Origin of the sequence: Oceanibacterium hippocampi (assembly GCF_900172325.1) — a bacterium.
Lineage (GTDB): Bacteria > Pseudomonadota > Alphaproteobacteria > Sneathiellales > Sneathiellaceae > Oceanibacterium > Oceanibacterium hippocampi.
On the sequence record NZ_FWFR01000003.1, the window covers coordinates 294,870 to 311,272 of the forward strand.

The following is a 16,403-nucleotide window of genomic DNA, read 5'->3' on the forward strand; positions in this document are numbered from 1 at the left end:
TTCAAGCCCCCTGTCGCGTGATGATCGTGTTGCCGAAGCGGTCAACGGTGCCGGTCAGGCCCGGATCGATCAACACGGTGGTGTCAGGTTGCTCGAGTATGGCGGGGCCGTGAATCGCCGCGCCAACCGGCAGATCGAGACGGTTGTAGATCGCCGTCTCGTGCCAGTTGTCGCCGAAATACACCTTTCGCGTGGCCTTGCGAGCGCCTTCGACCGTTCCTGTCGTTTCCGGCGCGAGCGTGCTCAGGTCGAATTTCGGCCTGCGCCCGGTGACCGCGCTGCGCAGGTTCATGACCCGGCGCACGCCGTTCGGCAGCACCCGCCCGTATGCGGCGCGATAGGCCTTGTCGAACGCATCCGCGACTTCCGCGCGGGTCGGCGGAACCACCTTGCCGTTCTCGACAGACACGTCGAGAGGGACCGCAACGGTATGCGTCTGGCCGACATAGGACATGTCGAGCTCGAAGGTGGTGCCGCGAGACAGGAACCGCGTATGGGCGGCGTCCAGCATCTCGTGACCGTCCTCCATGTGGCGTTGCATGAAACCCGCCAGCGCCGCCTCGTCGAGATCGGCGACGAACGCGTTTATCGTTTGCACGAAGTCCTGCCGCATGTCGGCGATGACGCAGCCCATGGCAGAAGTCACGCCCGGGTAGCGCGGCACGATGGCGCGCCCAAGACCGACCTCGTCAAGCAACGCACCGGAATGCAGCGCGCCACCGCCGCCGAACGGCATGAAAGCGAACCGTTTCGGGTCGAACCCGCGCTCGATGCTGACGAGTCGAATGGCGCCGGCCATGCGGCTGTTGGCAACCTTCAGGATCGCCGCCGCCGCCTGCAGGGTGGAAAGGCCCAGAGGCCGGCCGACATGCTCGTCGATCGCCCGGGCCGCGGCATCCACATCGAGGCGCTCGAGCTTGCCGCCGATAGGGTTATCCGGATCTATTCTGCCGAGAACGACATTCGCATCCGTGACAGTGGGCCGGGTGTTGCCCATTCCGTAGGCGACCGGACCAGGGTCCGATCCGGCACTTTCGGGCCCGATCATCAGCATCCCGCCCTTGTCGACCCACGCGATCGAGCCGCCCCCCGCGCCGATCGTGGTGATCTCGATCATTGGCAAGCGCACGACCATGCCGAAGTCGACCGACGTCTCCGGCGTGAGCATCGACTCGCCGTTCGCAATGAGCGAGACGTCGAAACTCGTGCCGCCCATGTCGCCGGTAATCACATCGGGAAAGCCCGCGGTCTGCGCGATATAGGCAGCCGCGATCACCCCTGCCGCGGGACCGGAAAGCGCCGTCCGCACGGGCAGGCGACAGGCATTCTCGACCGTCATGACCCCGCCGTTCGATTGAACGATCAGGAACTCGCCGTCGAAGCCGCCCCCTTCCAGCGCCGATTCAAGCCGGTCGAGGTAGCCCGATACCTCGGGTTGCAAATAGGCGTTCAGAGCCGTTGTCGAGAAGCGTTCGAACTCGCGAATCTCGGGCAGGATCTCGTGCGAGGCCGAAACGTGCGGGTTCGGCCAGATCTCGCGAACGGCCGCCGCGGCGGCCCGCTCGTTCTCCGGGTTCGCATAACTGTTGGCAAAGGTCACGGCCACTGCCAAGCAGCCCTCGGCAACCAGTTTGCGCGCGGCATCCCGTACCGCCTGCAGATCGACAGGGGTCCGGATCGTTCCGTCCGCAAGCGTGCGCTCCGGCACCTCCAGTCGCAGGTTGCGGGGCACGACGGGCTTGAAATCGCCACGCAGCCCCCAGGTGGCGGGGCGATCCCTGCGGCGCATTTCCAGGACATCGCGCAGGCCCTCGGTCGTGATCAGGCCTATCCGCGCGCCCTTGCGCTCGAGCAACGCGTTGGTCCCCGCCGTCGTGCCATGAACGACCACGGAAACCGTGGAAAGGGCGGATACCTGTCGGCCGATGCCCTCGAGGAAGCCCGCCGATTGATCCGGCCGCGTGGTGGGAACCTTGGCGACAGTGGCCGTGCCGGTCATTTCGTCGAGCACGAAAATGTCCGTGAAGGTACCGCCCACGTCGACGCCGATCATCCGGCCGGCCTGTGTTTCGTGGTTACTCATCCTCGCGGCCCTCTCCATGCACTGCCGTACTGCGTGTCGGCTTCCTCGGCGCTCAGAAGCCCGAACGCGACATCTTGCGCCACGGCCTCCGCCGCGCGTTCCCCGGCCCGACCATAGCCGCCGCCGCCCGGTGTCTCGAGCCGGACGACCTGTCCCTGTCGCAGCCTGATGCCGTGCATCTTGGAAGTGAGCGGCGGCGTGTGCCAACCGTCATCCTGCTCGTAAGTGAAGACGTTGAGCGCAGCCTCGCCGCCGCCCGTCACGCCCTTGGGCGCAAAGCGACCGCGTTCACCGAAGAGAAAGACCTCCGCGCCATTCTCCTCCAGTATCTCGATCTCGTAGATCGCCCCCATGCCGCCACGGTTCTTGCCGGCTCCCGCGCTGCCGGGCCGCAGGGCCCATTGGCGGAAAAGCACCGGATAGGCGGCCTCGAGGATTTCCATGGGCGGGATCGTGGCGGTCGAGATCGGCGCATTGCCGTGGCTCAACCCATCCCCTTCCGGCGAGCCGCCATGGCCGCCGCCATAGAAACTGAACATGACCCAGGGCTTCCCGTTGCTGCGCCGCCCGGCGATCGAGAGCGCATTGATCGTGCCATAGGCGTTGGCAACGATCCGGTCCGGAGCAACCCCTGAAGCGGCGGAGAAAATGACGTCGATCATCCGGAGGATGGTTTCCGTATAGCCCCCGACAGGCGCCGGAAAGTCAGCCGCGAGGAGTGAGCCTTCGGGAATGCGAACGTCGATCGGACGCATCACGCCCGCGTTGGCGGGCAGGTTCGGAAAGATATGCTTGATCGCCACATAGGCCGTGGCGACGGCGGTCGGAAACGCGATATTGACCGGCCCCGCACAACGCGGCGCGGTGCCCTCGAAATCGAGCACCATCGTGTCGCCGCTGATCTCGAGCGCGACCTTGATCGGCAGGGCGCTGTCGCTCACCCCGTCGTTGTCGAGGTAGTCGACGGCTTCCCATCGCCCATCGGGCAACGCGGAAAGCTCGGCGCGCATCAAGGTTTCCGCCCTGTCGCCAAGCGCCTCCAGCGCGGCGCTCACGGTTCCCGCGCCGTATTCCCCCAGCAATTCATCCATCCGGCGAACACCGAGGTCGAGCGCGCCGAGTTGCCCGTTCAGATCCCCTTCCGCAGATTGCGGAAGCCGGGTATTGCGCATCAGGATGTCGATGATGTCGGTATTGACCTCACCGGCCCGCGCAAGACGGACAGGCGGCAGTATGAAGGCCTCCTGGAACGCGTCCGTCGCGGACGGATTGTAGTTTCCGGGTACCGCGCCGCCCAGATCGTGCCAGTGGCCGACGGAGGCGAGGAAACAGAACAGTTCACCCTCGTAGAAATAGGGGCGGACGAGCCGCATATCGGACAGGTGGGTGCCTCCGATATGGGCGTCGTTGAAGATGAAGATGTCGCCATCGTTCAGTTCGCCGAGTTCCGCCGCCTTGTCGATCACGGCCTTCACGGCGAATGACATGACGCCTACGAAGATCGGCAGTCCGGATTTTCCCTGCACCAGCGTATTGCCGCTTTGCGCGTGGTAGAGCCCATGCGAGGCGTCATGTGCTTCGGCGATGATCGGGTTGAAGGCGGCCCGGAACAGCGTCGCATCCATCTCGTCCGCGATCTGCTCCATCCGGCCGGACAGGACGGCAAGGGTGATCGGGTCGATGTCCGCACTCTTTTTCATGTCGCAGCCTTTGCTTCAGCAGATTTCCCGCCCATCGGAACGCAGCGCGGCGTCCGGATATTTCATCGGACGAATCGCAGGGCCTTGCCAACGTTGTATTGTCATTAATACAAATAAAGGACTATGAAAAGGGCAATCCTGCGTCTCTGGAAACGTTCGAAACTTGTGCATGAGCGATGCCTTGCTATCCTGCGCCAACTGGATGCGCCGTTTGCGTTCCGATGCGAGAAGAGGAGTGCGATAGAATGAGCGGTGGCGCCAACCTTCCGGAAGGAGGCAAAGCCCGAAGGGTCTACCTGCTGCTGCGTGATGCATTGCAGAACGGCGCCTATGTTGCCGGAGCAAGTCTGCCCGGAGAGCAACGCCTGGCGGAGACCTATAGCGTCTCGCGAGCGACGGTGCGCCGTGCGCTCGACGCGCTCGCTGCTGACGGGATGGTCGACAAGCGCACCGGCAGCGGCAGCACGGTCCGCGCTCCGGCAAACGCCGCTTCCACGGTCTCGGCGGATTTTTCCACCCTGATTCCGCAACTGACGCTGATGGGCCAATCGACGACCGCGCGCCTCCTGTCCTTTGCGTATGGACCGGCCCCGGAAGGGGTGGCCTCCGCGATGGGACTGCCCGGGGGCGAACGGGTTCAAACCGCGGTCCGTGTCCGCCTCTTCGACGGCAAGCCGCTCTCATATCTGACGACCTACGTGCCGGAAAGTATCGCCCGGAACTACACCGAGGCAGATCTTGCGACCACGCCGCTTTATCGGCTCCTGGAGCGGTCCGGTGTCAAGGTGGACACCGCGCATCAATCCGTTACGGCCACCCTCGCCTCGCCCGACGTGGCGGAGGCACTGGACGTATCGGCCGGCTCTCCCCTGCTGTCGCTGCGCCGCGTCGTGCGCGACAAGGATGGCCGCGGCGTCGAGTATCTGTGGGCGCTTTACCTCGCCGACGTGTTTCGCCTGGAAATGAACCTGAGCCGGGTCGCACAGGGAAGCGAGCGGCATTGGGCTCCGGTGATCGGCGGCCGCGCGAACGGGGAGACGACGATCCAATGACCTCTGTCCCGACAACGCCGCGCACGCTCTTCGCGAAGCTCTGGGATGCGCATGAAATCCTGCAACGCGATGACGGCGCGTCCCTGCTATGGGTCGACCGGCATCTGGTCCACGAGGGGTCGCACCATGCCTTCGCCAAGCTGGCGGAGCGTGGCCTGCCTGTCGCCGAGCCCGCACTGACCACCGGTGTTGTGGATCACTATGCGCCGACGCGCCGCCGAAGCGATATCACGAACCCCGATATCGCCCGCATGATCCGCACGCTGGAGGCGAACACGGCAAGGCATGGCATCCGCTGTTTCAACTTGCGCGATCCGCGGCAGGGGATCGTCCATGTTTGCGGGCCGGAACAGGGCCTGACACTCCCGGGCCTGCTTATCAATTGCGGGGACAGCCACACGTCGACGCACGGCGCCTTCGGCGCACTGGCCTTCGGCATTGGCGCGACCGAAGTGGCGCACGTACTGGCCACACAGACGATCTGGCAGAAGCGCCCGCGGACGATGCGGATTGAAGTCACGGGCCGGCTTGGCCCCGGTGTGTCGGCGAAGGACGTTGCGCTGTCGTGGATCAGCAAACTCGGCGCCGACGGCGCACGTGGCCATGCCATCGAATATGCCGGACCGGTGGTCGAGGCGCTCTCGATGGAAGGGCGGATGACGCTCTGCAATCTCTCCATCGAGGGTGGTGCGCGCTGCGGCATGGTGGCTCCGGATGCGGTCACCTTCGACTACCTCAAGGGCCGCCCCTATGCGCCCGAAGGCGCGGATTGGGATCGCGCCGTGGAAGACTGGAGAGCGTTTGCCAGTGATGGGGACGCGGAGTTCGATCGCACCGAGAGTCTCGATGGCAGCCAGATCGCGCCGACCCTGACCTGGGGCACCAGCCCGGAAGAGGCATTGCCGATCACCGAGGCCGTACCGGATCCGTCGCGCCTGCAAGGTCTCCGCGCCGATCAGGTCAGAGCCGCCCTGGATTACATGGGGCTGACGCCGGGGCGCCCCCTCGCCGGCACGCCGATCGACCAGGTGTTCATCGGCTCCTGCACCAACGGAAGAATCGAGGATCTACGCCTTGCGGCCGCCGTTCTCGCAGGGCGGAAGGCGAAGGTACCGGGCATCGTTTCCCCCGGTTCCACCCTGATCAGGCTTCAGGCCGAGCAAGAGGGGCTGGACCGGATTTTCACCGACGCGGGCCTCGAATGGGTCGAGTCCGGCTGTTCGATGTGCGTCGGGATGAATGGCGATCTCGTCGCCCCGGGGAAGCGCTGCGCCTCATCGACGAACCGGAACTTCAAGGGGCGACAGGGGCGCGGCGCCCGGACCCACCTGATGAGTCCGGCGATGGTCGCCGCGGCGGCCGTGGCCGGCGAACTGACGGACGTACGGCCGATGCTGGAAGGGCGGACCTGAGATGGCGGGCTGGAGCAGACTTGACGGGCTGGCCGTGGCGCTGGCGCAGGACAATATCGACACCGATCAACTGATCCCCGCGCGTTTCATGTCGGTCCCTCGCAAGGATGGCTACGGGGACTATCTGCTGCATGACCAGCGCTTCGATGCCGACGGTACGCCACGGGCCGACATGCCGCTCAACCGGCATCCGAAGGCCGAAATCCTGGTCACGCGGCGGAACTTCGGCACGGGCTCGTCGCGCGAGGCCGCGGTCTACGCCCTGGTCGACTTCGGCATCCGCGCCGTGCTGGCGCCAAGTTTCGGAGACATCTTCGCCTCGAATGCCGTCAACAACGGCCTCCTGCCGGCGCGCGTACCGGAACAGATCATCGACGCACTGATTTCGCGGATCGGCGCCGATACGGCGACGCTGTCGATCGATCTGGAAAACTGTGACATCCGGACGCCCGACTCGCGGATTTCCTTCGAACTCGATCCGGTGTGGCGCCTGAAACTCATGAACGGCTGGGATGACATCGATCTGACGTCCCGGCATCGCGACGCGATTGCCGCGTTTCGCGCGCGCCGCGAGGAAAAGACGCCTTACGTGATGCTGCGCGACGATCATGCCTGAGAGCCCGCGGATCGACCCCTGACGGTCTTCTAGCTCCGCTCTTCCACGACCGGCTGCCAGATGACGTTCTTCGTTCGATCGCCGCGGGTGAGCTCCTGGGAATACTCATACATGTCGGGTCTGTAGAGCGCCTCCAGATATTCGACGGGGGCCCCTGAAACGTCCCGCACAAGCCGTTTCACGCAAAGCAGCGCCGAGCCCAGATTGACATCGAGAAGTTGCGCCGTTCGATGATCGGCAAGCCGCGCGGAAATCGCCTGTGATGCCCGGTCGATCTTCCGCCCCTGCTCTTCCAGCAGCATCAGGAGGGGTTTCTCCTCCAACTCGGCGGAACTGAAATTGCTGCCGATCTCCTTCGGCACGAAGGTCGTGAGGTGCGAGAAAGGAACGTTCTTGTAAGAGCGAACCCGCAGCGCTCTCTGAACCTTCTCGCCCTCGGGTAGTTCCAGCAGCTGCCGGATGTCGTCAGGCGGCAGGATGTAGGAGAACTCGATCAATCGCGCTTTCGTGCGCAGGCCCATCGCGACGAGATTGTCGAAAATGCCATTGAGACCGGAATGCAGCGCCTTGGTGGACTTGGGTTTGTTGAGCGGAAACGTACCGCGCCCGCGGGAGCGGGTAATCAGTCCTTCGCTTTGCAGGCGGTCGAGTGCCCGGCGAACGGTAATGCGCGAGACCCCGAACATCTCCGTGAAGTCGGGCTCGGACGGCATGGGTTGATTTACCGGATACTCGCCATCCTCGATGTGCTGCCGGAGAATCAGATAAACCTGGTGGTGAAGAGGCGTGATTTCATCCTGATCCAGCTTCGTTCGTCTCGGCACTGAAAATTCCCTCTCCAGATCAGGCGCACTCCGGGCACACCTCGTCATATGTCACGCACAAGTTACAACGGTCGGCGGAGCAGTTTAAGCACCGAAAGCCGCGCGCTTTCCTGTCAATCGTCACTGGCCACCGGGCTCGATGGATCGTCCGCGTGACCGGGCCTCGTTCTCCATGCCTGGCCGACCCCTTCGGCCGCGAGTAGCGGCAGCAGGTTCAAAGCCCCAGGTAGGACCGCTTGAGGTCAGGATTGTCGAGCAGTTCGTCGGCTGGTCCGCTCAGCGTAATAAGCCCATTCTCGATGACGTAGGCGCGATTGGCCAGCGCCAGCGACTCCATAACGTTCTGCTCGACGAGCAGGATCGAAAGGCCTTCCTCGTGCAACCGGCGGATCAGCCCGAACATCTCCTCGACCAGCAACGGGGATAGGCCAAGTGACGGCTCGTCGAGGATCAACAGCCGCGGCTCTGCCATCATCGCGCGGCCAATGGCCAGCATCTGCTGCTCGCCGCCGGACAGGGTGCCGGCGTGCTGGGTGAAGCGCTCGCCGAGGCGGGGGAAGACCGCGACCACGCCATCGAGGTTACGCTTCCGGTTGGCGCGCCCGCGGCGGTAGCCGCCGAGCAACAGGTTGTCCCGCACGGTCATGTTGGGAAAGACCCGCCGCCCTTCAGGCACCTGGATCACGCCCCGTTCGACAATGCGTTCGCTCGGCGCGCCGCAGATGTCCTCGCCGTCGAAACGGATGGCGCCGCCGAAAGGCGGAAACAGGCCCGAGATAGTGTTGTTGAGTGTCGACTTGCCGGCACCGTTGGAGCCGAGGATCGCGACGATCTCGTCGTCACCGACGTCGAGGTCAACCCCGTGCAACACCTCGACGGCACCATATCCGGCTCGCAGATCGCGCACCTCAAGCACGCTTTCCTCCCGCAGCGAGCCGCTCGCTGGCGCCGTGCCCGAGGTAGGCTTCGATAACGCGCGGATCCTCGGCCATCGCCCGCGGCGGGCCGTCGGCAATGATTGCACCGTTGTTGAGGACATAGGTGTGATCGGACAGGCTCATCACCGCCTGCATGACGTGCTCAATCAGCAAGATGGTGACGCCCGATTCCCGGATGCCCCGCACGACGCGAACGATGTCCTCAACTTCGGTGGCGTTGAGGCCGGCCATGACCTCGTCGAGCAGAAGCAGGCTCGGTCCGGTCGCGAGCGCCCGGGCCAGCTCGAGCCGCTTGCGCCCGGCGACCGTCAGGTCCGCTGCCGGCTGGTCGATCTGACGCATCATGCCGACACGCTCGGCAACCTCGGCTGCACGATCAAGCGCCTGGCGGCGGCTGGCAAGCCGGGCGTGGGCGCCCACCGCGATGTTCTCGCGGACGGTCAGGTTGGCGAACGGCTGAACGACCTGGAAGGTGCGGACCAGACCGCGCCGGCAGATCGCATGCGGCGCCAGCGCGGTGATATCGCTGCCCTTGAACATGACGCTGCCGCCATCGGGCTTGAGAAAGCCGGCGATCGTGGCAAACAGCGTCGTCTTGCCGGCGCCGTTCGGGCCGATCAGCGAGACGATGCGCCCCTCGGGCACCGTCAAGCCGGCCCCGTTCACGGCGGTAAGACCGCCAAAGCGCTTGGTGATGCCGCGCACCTCAAGCATGTTCGGCGCTCCGCGCGGGCCTGGCGCGCCGGCGCAGCAGGCCCATCAGGCCGCTCGGCAGAAACGCCAGCATCAAGACCAGCAGGATGCCGTAGATCACGAGGTCGAGCCCGGGATGGTCGATCCCGGCTGCCGCCGTCAGGGCCTTGGTCAATTCGCCGACGCCGTGCAGCACGATCGAGCCGAGCAACGGGCCGAATATCGTGCCCATGCCGCCGATGATCGGCGCGACCAGCGCCTCGACCGACTTGCCGGGCCCGAAGGCAATGAAGGGGTCCATGAGCAGGAACTTCTGGACATAGAACACGCCGGCGCTGGCGGTCAGCGCGGCGGAGATGCAGATCGCCCGCATCTTGACGGCGAAGGCATCGATACCCAGCGCCTCGGCCGCGTCCTCGTTCTCGCGCACCGCCATCAGTTGGGCTCCGAAGCGCGAATGTTCGATCCACCAGGCAACGAGCAGCGCGACGACGGTTAGCGCGAGAATCATGTAGTAGTAGCCGACGCCGCTCGCGAACTGCAGCATCGTGATCGCCTGATCGGGATCGCGATTGAGCCTGAGGTAGATGCCCTGGCCGCCTTCGGTGATCTCTATCGAGGTCGCCAGCACCCGGAAGGCCTCGGCGAAGGCAAGCGTGATCAGCGCGAAATAGGAGCCGCGCAGGCCGTAGCGAAAGCTCAGATAGCCGATGAAGGCGCCGACCAGGACGCCCGCGAGAACGGCTGGCGTGATCGCCAGCCACGGGTTCCAGCCGTACTGGGTCTGCAGGATCGCCTGCACGTAGGCGCCGGTGCCGAAGAACACCGCGTGGCCAAACGACAATTGCCCGCCATAGCCGCCGAGGATGTTCCATCCCTGACCGAGGACCCCGACGAACAGGGTCAGGATCAGGAAGTCCATCCAGAAGCCGGAGGTCACGACCAGCGGCATCGCCAGCATCGCGGCGAGCGCGCCGAGCGCGACGGCGGTGCGTTGGCCGGCCCTCATCGCAGCTTTTCCCCGAACAGGCCGCTCGGCCGCAGTAGCAGGATCAGGATGAAGATCAACGAGATGGTGATCTGCCCCAGGCTCTCGCCGAGGAACAATCCGCCGACCGACTCGGCGATTCCGATGATGAAACCGCCGACCAGCGCGCCGACGAAACTGCCCATGCCGCCCAGGACAACGACGGTAAAGGCGATCAGCACGAAGGTGTAGCCGATCCGCGGCGAGATCGCGAAACGCGGCGCCAACAGGGCCGCCGCGGCGCCGACGCAGGCCGTGCCGATGCCGAAGCTCAGCGCGAAGATGTGCTCGACATTGATGCCCACGAGGCGCGCGCCCTGGCGCTCTTTCGCGACCGCGCGGATCGCCCGGCCGGTGTCGCTGGCCGACATGAACATCCACAGCGTCGCGGTGATCAACAGCGCCGCGCCGAACGCGGCCATCTGCGTGACGAGAAGGTACGTCACGCCCAGGTCGATACCGGCCAGTTCGTAGGGAACGCGGATATTGCGTTCATTCGCGGTAAAGAAGAACAGCGCCAGATTCTCGATGACGATCGAGACGCCGAGCGTGACCAGCAGGGTGATCTCGTCGCGGCCGTGACTGGTCTTGCCGATGACATAGCGCTGCAGCCCGTAACCGAACAGGAAAGCCGCCACCAGGATGACCGGCATTGCCATGTAGGGGTCGACGCCGACAATCTGGTTCAGGAAGAAGACGCCGTACATGGCCAGCATGAGCAGCGTGCCATGGGCGAAATTGATGATATGCAGGACGCCGTAGATGAGCGTGAGACCGAGCGCAACGAGCGCATAGACGGCCCCCGTCATGGTGCCGTTGATGATCGACGCGAGAATGATCCCGCAGCCGTGCCCGGTCAGATTGGCGCAGGCATCCATGGTCAGTTCATGTGCTGGCGGCCGGGGCGCGGCGGAAGCGGCACCGCGCCGCCTCCGCCGCCATGCGTCGTTGCGCGTCTCACGCCGGGCGCGGGAAGACCGCCTTGGACGTCGCGTAATCGGCTGGCGCGATGACCTCGATCTCCTGGCCCTGATACTGCAGGTTCAGGGGCTGCGCGCCCTGATTCTGGCCATTGACGAACTTTGTCGGGCCATAGGGCATGATGTGATCGCTCCAGTTGCTGGCGGCCAGCGCATCGATGATCTTCTTGCGGTCGGCGGATGCGGCCTGCTCCATCGCGTCGGCCACCAGCTTGACCGCGCTGTAGGCAAGGAAGACCTCGTAGGTGAAGTGCACGCCGGCGGCCTCGCTGATCTTGCGAAGCGCCATGGCCCCCGCGCTCTTCGGATTATACCAGTGATTGCAGTCCATGATGTACTGGCAGGCCTCCGGGTACTCCGCGAGGAACTTGTAGGACGAGCCGCTGCCGCCGAGCACCGAGTAGATGCCCTTCGGTTGTACGCGCTGCTGCTGCATGGTGCGCACCAGAAGCTCGTACTCGTTCGGATAGCTGGACGGGATCACGACATCCGGATTGGCCGACTTGATCTGCAGCACGATGTTGCTGAAGTCGCGATGCGGTGTCGGATGCCCCACCTTCGTTACCGAGAAGCCGGCCGCGGTCAGGCCCTCCTCGAGCAAGGCAGCCGTGCCGCCGCCGAACGGCGTCGAATCCTCATGCACGATCATGATCGATTTGACCGGCTTGCCCGCAGCATCGTTCATGGCGATGAAGCGCTCGACGCCGACCTTGGTGATGACGCCGTAGCCCGGCCCGAAGCGGAACACGTTGTCGAGCCCGCGTTCCACGATCTTGTCGGTGACGCCGACGTCGACGACGTGCGGGATGCCGTATTTCGCCGCGACCTGCGTCGTCGACATGCTGATGCCGCTGGCATAGGCGCCGACGATGCACGACACGCCGGCTTCATTGAACTTCTCGACCTCGGACGCGCCGATTTCCGGTTTCGACTGTGCGTCGCCGAGCACCGCTTCGAGCTGTGCCCCACCGAGCGACTTGATGCCGCCGGAGGCGTTGATCTCCTTGATCGCCTCCACGGCACCGAACCGGCACTGCGTACCGTTGAACTGCAAGAATCCTGTCACCGGATGTACCAGGCCGATCTTTACCGGCGCGGCCTGTGCCCGCAGAACGCCGGGGAAACCGACGATACCCGCCGCCGCTGCCGAGCCGGCCACGAACCCCCGTCGCGTAATCTGGTACGTCTTTCGCTTCTCAGTCATCTCCGCCTCCCATCTTGCACGATAGAACCATTTTATTCTGCTTGTCTGCAGTGAGTCCTCGTCGATCGGATTCTATGCTCGCGACCTCCAACCAGACTTTGTGTCGTCAGGCGCCAGCAATTGCCCGGCCGATGGCGGCCGGTGATGTGCGCGCCCGACCGGCCGGCCCGGTCGCAGCCATCCCGCGCAACCCTTCAACGGACGTATGGACTGGCGGGGTCGGGATGTCATGGCGCCAGCGAGCGCCGCGGCCGCGCTCACGCAGGGCCAGCCTGTTGGCGGCCGGCTCACCGAGCTCCCGCCGCGGGACATGCCGCATAGGTCACCGGTAATCGCCTTTCGCCCGGCGGAAACGGGGCATTCCGTTTCCCGCCGACGGCGATCGCATTGCGCAGAACCGCGCGGATCTGATGAGGGAGGGGGGGCGGCAGGCCAGCGTCGATCCGGATCTCCCGACCCGTCTCACCACGCATAGCCTGCGCGAGCGCTGGACTCATGGTTCCCCATTTTGGCGACGGCGACCGCGTCACGCCCAATTGATATAATGATATATTTACATGTCAATTGGAGCCTCGCGAGTCATTTCTGGAAGAGGAAAAATGACATGCCGATGGGCGCCGGGACCGTCATTGACGGTTACGGTGAAGGGGCACCCGAGGCCGACGGGGATCCTGTCCGGTCACCAGGCGCGATCACAGGGCGGTATCGCGGGCGACGGACGAACCGCGCGAGCCACAGCCTGTCAGGGCAGAATACGCATCCGCCGCAACTCGCCCAGGACCTGCAAAAAGGCCTGTTCGCTGTCCACCGCAGCGGAAAAACCGAACCGACGGGCCTTGATCGTCGAGGAGATGTCGTCCCAGGTGGCGGCGAGCAGTCCGTCGAGATAGGACCACGAGACGAGTTGCGCCATGGCCGCCGGCCGCAAGCCATGCTTCCGCACCACACCGTCCCAGACCGCCGCCTTGTCGGCCATCATCTCGGCGAGCGGAATCTGCTGCACCGGCCCAACTTCCATCCCGAAAAAATCGGCGATCCGGGGCCACAGATCCTGCCAGCGAAAGACGTCGCCGTTGGTGATGTTGAAGCTTTCTCCGGTACAAGTCGGCGTCGTGGCAACCCATTCCATCGCCTCGGCGAGCAGGGTCGCCGTGACCCCTTGCGAGATCTTGGCGTAACTCGCCGGCGGGCCGGGAAAGCGCAGCGGCAGGTCGAGTGCTCTCGATATCGCCGCATAAACCCCAATTGCCGTGACGAGGCTGTTGCCGGTTCCGCCGTTGTGACCCCAGACCGTGTGCGGCCGCAGGGTCGAGAAGGTCCAGGTCTTGCCACGCTGACGGCTGGCGATGACGTCATACTGGGAATGATAGAAATTCGGCGACATGTGTCGCGGGTCGGTTTCCCGCGCCGGCAATCGATAGGGTCCGAGGTGGCTGCCGTACCATTTCGTGCCGTGAACCAGGCAGACATGCCGCAAGTCCGCCGCCACTGGCTCGAGGACATCGAGAAGATTCGTCAATGCGGCGAGGTTCGCGTCTGCCTCCTCGGCAGGCGTCCCGCCGGGTAGCCGGGTGGTGAGGAAGACATGGCTCACGGACGCGAACTGCTGTCGCTGCGCATCCAGTTTCGCCCGGTCGAGGAGATCGACCGCGACGAAACCGTCGGCCGGCACATTTGCCGGCTCGTTGCGGGACAGTCCGATCGTGCGCCAACCGGCGCTCGCCGTCAGGCGATGAAGCAGGGTCCAGCCGACGACACCCGTCGCGCCGACCACCAGCGCCGTTCGGTTCGTACTGCTATTGTCCGCCATCGGCTTTCGCGGCCCCCTGCTTGCGCTGTCGCATGTCGAAACAGCCCGGCCGCATAGTCGGGTCCTCGCCCGGCCCGACGATCGCCGATTTCTGGAGCTTCTGCGTCGACGTCGTGGGCAGCGAATCCAGGAACAGCACCCATCCCGGCGCCTTGAAATAGGCGAGCCGGGCCAGCGCCAGGTCGACGATCTCCATCGCCAGCGCCGCGTCACCGGAACGCTCCGGCACGGTGACGACACAGGCCATCACCTCTTCCTGCCGCAGGTCGTCAGGCACCGGGATACAGGCCACCTGCCGGACATGCTCATGCTGCGCCAGGCAGGATTCCACCTCCGCGGCGGCAATGTTCTGGCCGCTGCGGCGGATCATGTGTTTCTTCCGGTCGACGAAGGTGTAACTGCCGTCGACTTCGCGCCGGACGATGTCGCCGGTATGGAACCAGCCGTCGCGCCAGGCCTCGGCGGTTGCTTCCGGGTCGCGGAAGTATTCCCGGAACAGGCCGCGCCTGGGGTCGGGACCGGCGCGCCTGACACACAATTCCCCGGGCATTGACGGATCCACTTCGTCGCCCCGGTCATCGATGAGCGCGATCTCCATTCCGCGCAGCGGCCGGCCAATGCTGCGCCGCCCCTCGGATCGCGGTTCGACATTGGCGGCGGTCGAGATCGCGACCTCGGACATTCCCCAGACCTCGACGAGCGGCATGCCGAAACGGGACTCGAACGTCCGTTGCTGATCGGGGTCGATCCCGGCGCCGACGCCGAAGCGGACGTGATGCCGGCGTTCATCCGGATCGAACGGGGCGGCCAGCGTCACCGGCGGGATCAGGCCGAGATAGTGCAGGATGGTCGCGCCGGTTTCGCGGAGATCCCGCCACCAGCTTTTCGGACGGAAGCGATCCGGGAAGATCATGCAGTTCGCCGACATGATCATCGCCATGTTCGAGATGGCGAAGCTGTTGGCGTAGAACATCGGCAACGGGTTGAACAGGCGTTCCTGCCCGAACCGGACAGTCATCAGGCCGCCCGCCGTCAGATAGCGTTCGGCGGCAAAGTAGAAATACTCGTTCGGAATGACGCAGCCTTTCGGCATCCCGGTCGTTCCCGAGGTGTAGAGGATGGCCGCCGTGGTCTCGCGCCCGGGCGCCTCGCCGGTGCCGGGCCGACGAGCGGCCGGAATCTCCGGATCATCGCCCTCGCAGACGGCGATGGCCGGTTGCACGTCCAGGGTCGCCACGGCCCCAGTCAACGTACGCAGGCGCGAGGGGAGCGCGACCACGAGATCGACCTCGGCATGGCCGAGAACGAAACGCAGGTCGTCCTGCCGGTAATCCGGGTTGAGCGGCAGGACGCAGACGCCGAGCCCGTTGAGCGCCAGCATATGCACCAGGATGTCGGGCCGGTTGTCGAGCAGAAGGGCGATCCGGTGACCCGTCGTGAAACCGGCGGCCGCATAAAGCGCCTGGAGCCGCTTCACCGAGGCCGCCACCTCGCGGTAAGACCATTCCGCGCCGCCCGGCAGATAGTCGCGATCGGCCCGGGCCGGGACGGCGATGCAGGCACCTTCGGGGTTGGCCGCCGTGGCGGCCATGAAGGCGTCACAGGCTGTGGATAGGTCTGTCCGCGCCCAGATCTCGGCGTTCATCAGGCCCGATCCACCGCCCTGGCCGGACGGAAGGTCACCAGCGGATGCGGATCGTTGCTGGCCGCGAACACCGGTTCCAGTTCCATCCCGATATGAACCGCCTCCGCGTCCGCGCCCGTCAGGTTGGTCACGAACCTGACGCCCGGCGCATCATCGAATTCAACCAGCCCGACCATGTAGGGAAGGCGATCCGCGAAGGCGGGATCGAAGGCATGGCGGACCACCGTCCAGCTGAACAGGGTGCCGTTGCGCCGCACCTGGCCCCAGCCGATCTTCTCGCTGCGGCAATGCGGACAGCGCTTCATCGGATACCAGTGAAAGCGGCCGCAGGATTCGCATTTCGGGAAGCGCAGTTCGCCCTGCCGGGCGTAATCGTAGAAATGCTCGAACTCGGGCGCGAAACTCTGTTGTTCCTTCAT

14 protein-coding genes are annotated in these 16,403 nt (G+C 65.0%); 3 read left to right on the forward strand and 11 right to left on the reverse strand.

The genetic code is table 11. From position 1 onward, the window contains the following. Nucleotide 1: 1 nt before the first annotated feature. Both OCH7691_RS16720 and OCH7691_RS23660 read right to left on the reverse strand, forming a co-directional pair. On the reverse strand, nt 2–2,101 hold the full coding sequence (locus tag OCH7691_RS16720) for a hydantoinase/oxoprolinase family protein (protein ID WP_085884727.1): 2,100 nt from the start codon (nt 2,099–2,101) through the stop codon (nt 2–4). Beyond that, on the reverse strand, nt 2,080–3,783 hold the full coding sequence (locus OCH7691_RS23660; protein WP_085884728.1) for a hydantoinase B/oxoprolinase family protein: 1,704 nt from the start codon (nt 3,781–3,783) through the stop codon (nt 2,080–2,082). Before OCH7691_RS23660 ends, OCH7691_RS16720 begins: the two co-directional genes overlap by 22 nt. A 245-nt stretch (nt 3,784–4,028) precedes the next feature. Between OCH7691_RS23660 and OCH7691_RS16730 the strand changes: the two genes are divergently transcribed. Genes OCH7691_RS16730 through leuD form a run of 3 tightly spaced genes read left to right on the forward strand, consistent with a single transcriptional unit; the run spans nt 4,029 to nt 6,863 of the window. Next, a complete protein-coding gene (locus OCH7691_RS16730) occupies nt 4,029–4,835 on the forward strand; it encodes a GntR family transcriptional regulator (RefSeq protein ID WP_139839754.1) in 807 nt (268 codons plus the stop codon). Then, the gene (gene leuC / locus OCH7691_RS16735; RefSeq protein WP_085884730.1) at nt 4,832–6,247 is read left to right on the forward strand and encodes a 3-isopropylmalate dehydratase large subunit; all 1,416 of its coding nucleotides are present in this window, start codon (nt 4,832–4,834) and stop codon (nt 6,245–6,247) included. Before OCH7691_RS16730 ends, leuC begins: the two co-directional genes overlap by 4 nt. A 1-nt stretch (nt 6,248) precedes the next feature. After that, complete coding sequence (gene leuD, locus OCH7691_RS16740; protein ID WP_085884731.1) at nt 6,249–6,863, forward strand: 3-isopropylmalate dehydratase small subunit; 615 nt, start codon at nt 6,249–6,251, stop codon at nt 6,861–6,863. A 29-nt stretch (nt 6,864–6,892) separates the two neighbouring features. On the opposite strand, the gene OCH7691_RS16745 is transcribed toward leuD, so the two are convergent. The 9 genes from OCH7691_RS16745 to OCH7691_RS22990 all read right to left on the reverse strand — a co-directional run bounded on the left by OCH7691_RS16745 (nt 6,893) and on the right by OCH7691_RS22990 (nt 16,403). Continuing rightward, nucleotides 6,893–7,687, reverse strand: coding sequence for a GntR family transcriptional regulator (locus tag OCH7691_RS16745; protein WP_176245122.1), 795 nt, complete (start codon nt 7,685–7,687; stop codon nt 6,893–6,895). Between the two features lie 214 nt (nt 7,688–7,901). Further along, on the reverse strand, nt 7,902–8,603 hold the full coding sequence (locus OCH7691_RS16750; RefSeq protein ID WP_085884733.1) for an ABC transporter ATP-binding protein: 702 nt from the start codon (nt 8,601–8,603) through the stop codon (nt 7,902–7,904). After that, nucleotides 8,596–9,339, reverse strand: a complete 744-nt coding sequence (locus OCH7691_RS16755; protein ID WP_085884734.1) for an ABC transporter ATP-binding protein — start codon at nt 9,337–9,339, stop codon at nt 8,596–8,598. The genes OCH7691_RS16750 and OCH7691_RS16755 overlap by 8 nt, the downstream gene beginning before the upstream one ends. Continuing rightward, nucleotides 9,332–10,327, reverse strand: coding sequence for a branched-chain amino acid ABC transporter permease (locus tag OCH7691_RS16760; RefSeq protein ID WP_085884735.1), 996 nt, complete (start codon nt 10,325–10,327; stop codon nt 9,332–9,334). The genes OCH7691_RS16755 and OCH7691_RS16760 overlap by 8 nt, the downstream gene beginning before the upstream one ends. Then, nucleotides 10,324–11,223 (reverse strand): branched-chain amino acid ABC transporter permease, encoded by a 900-nt coding sequence (locus OCH7691_RS16765; protein ID WP_085884736.1) that lies wholly within the window; start codon nt 11,221–11,223, stop codon nt 10,324–10,326. Before OCH7691_RS16765 ends, OCH7691_RS16760 begins: the two co-directional genes overlap by 4 nt. 79 nt (nt 11,224–11,302) lie before the next feature. Beyond that, nucleotides 11,303–12,529 carry an ABC transporter substrate-binding protein gene (locus OCH7691_RS16770; RefSeq protein WP_085884737.1) on the reverse strand — a complete coding sequence of 409 codons (1,227 nt, stop codon included), beginning with the start codon at nt 12,527–12,529 and terminating at the stop codon, nt 11,303–11,305. A gap of 742 nt (nt 12,530–13,271) precedes the next feature. Next, nucleotides 13,272–14,339: an SDR family oxidoreductase gene (locus OCH7691_RS16775; protein ID WP_085884738.1), complete on the reverse strand. Its 1,068-nt coding sequence runs from the start codon at nt 14,337–14,339 to the stop codon at nt 13,272–13,274. Next, nucleotides 14,326–15,984: an AMP-binding protein gene (locus tag OCH7691_RS16780; RefSeq protein ID WP_085884739.1), complete on the reverse strand. Its 1,659-nt coding sequence runs from the start codon at nt 15,982–15,984 to the stop codon at nt 14,326–14,328. Before OCH7691_RS16780 ends, OCH7691_RS16775 begins: the two co-directional genes overlap by 14 nt. After that, nucleotides 15,984–16,403 carry a Zn-ribbon domain-containing OB-fold protein gene (locus OCH7691_RS22990; protein WP_139839755.1) on the reverse strand — a complete coding sequence of 140 codons (420 nt, stop codon included), beginning with the start codon at nt 16,401–16,403 and terminating at the stop codon, nt 15,984–15,986. Before OCH7691_RS22990 ends, OCH7691_RS16780 begins: the two co-directional genes overlap by 1 nt.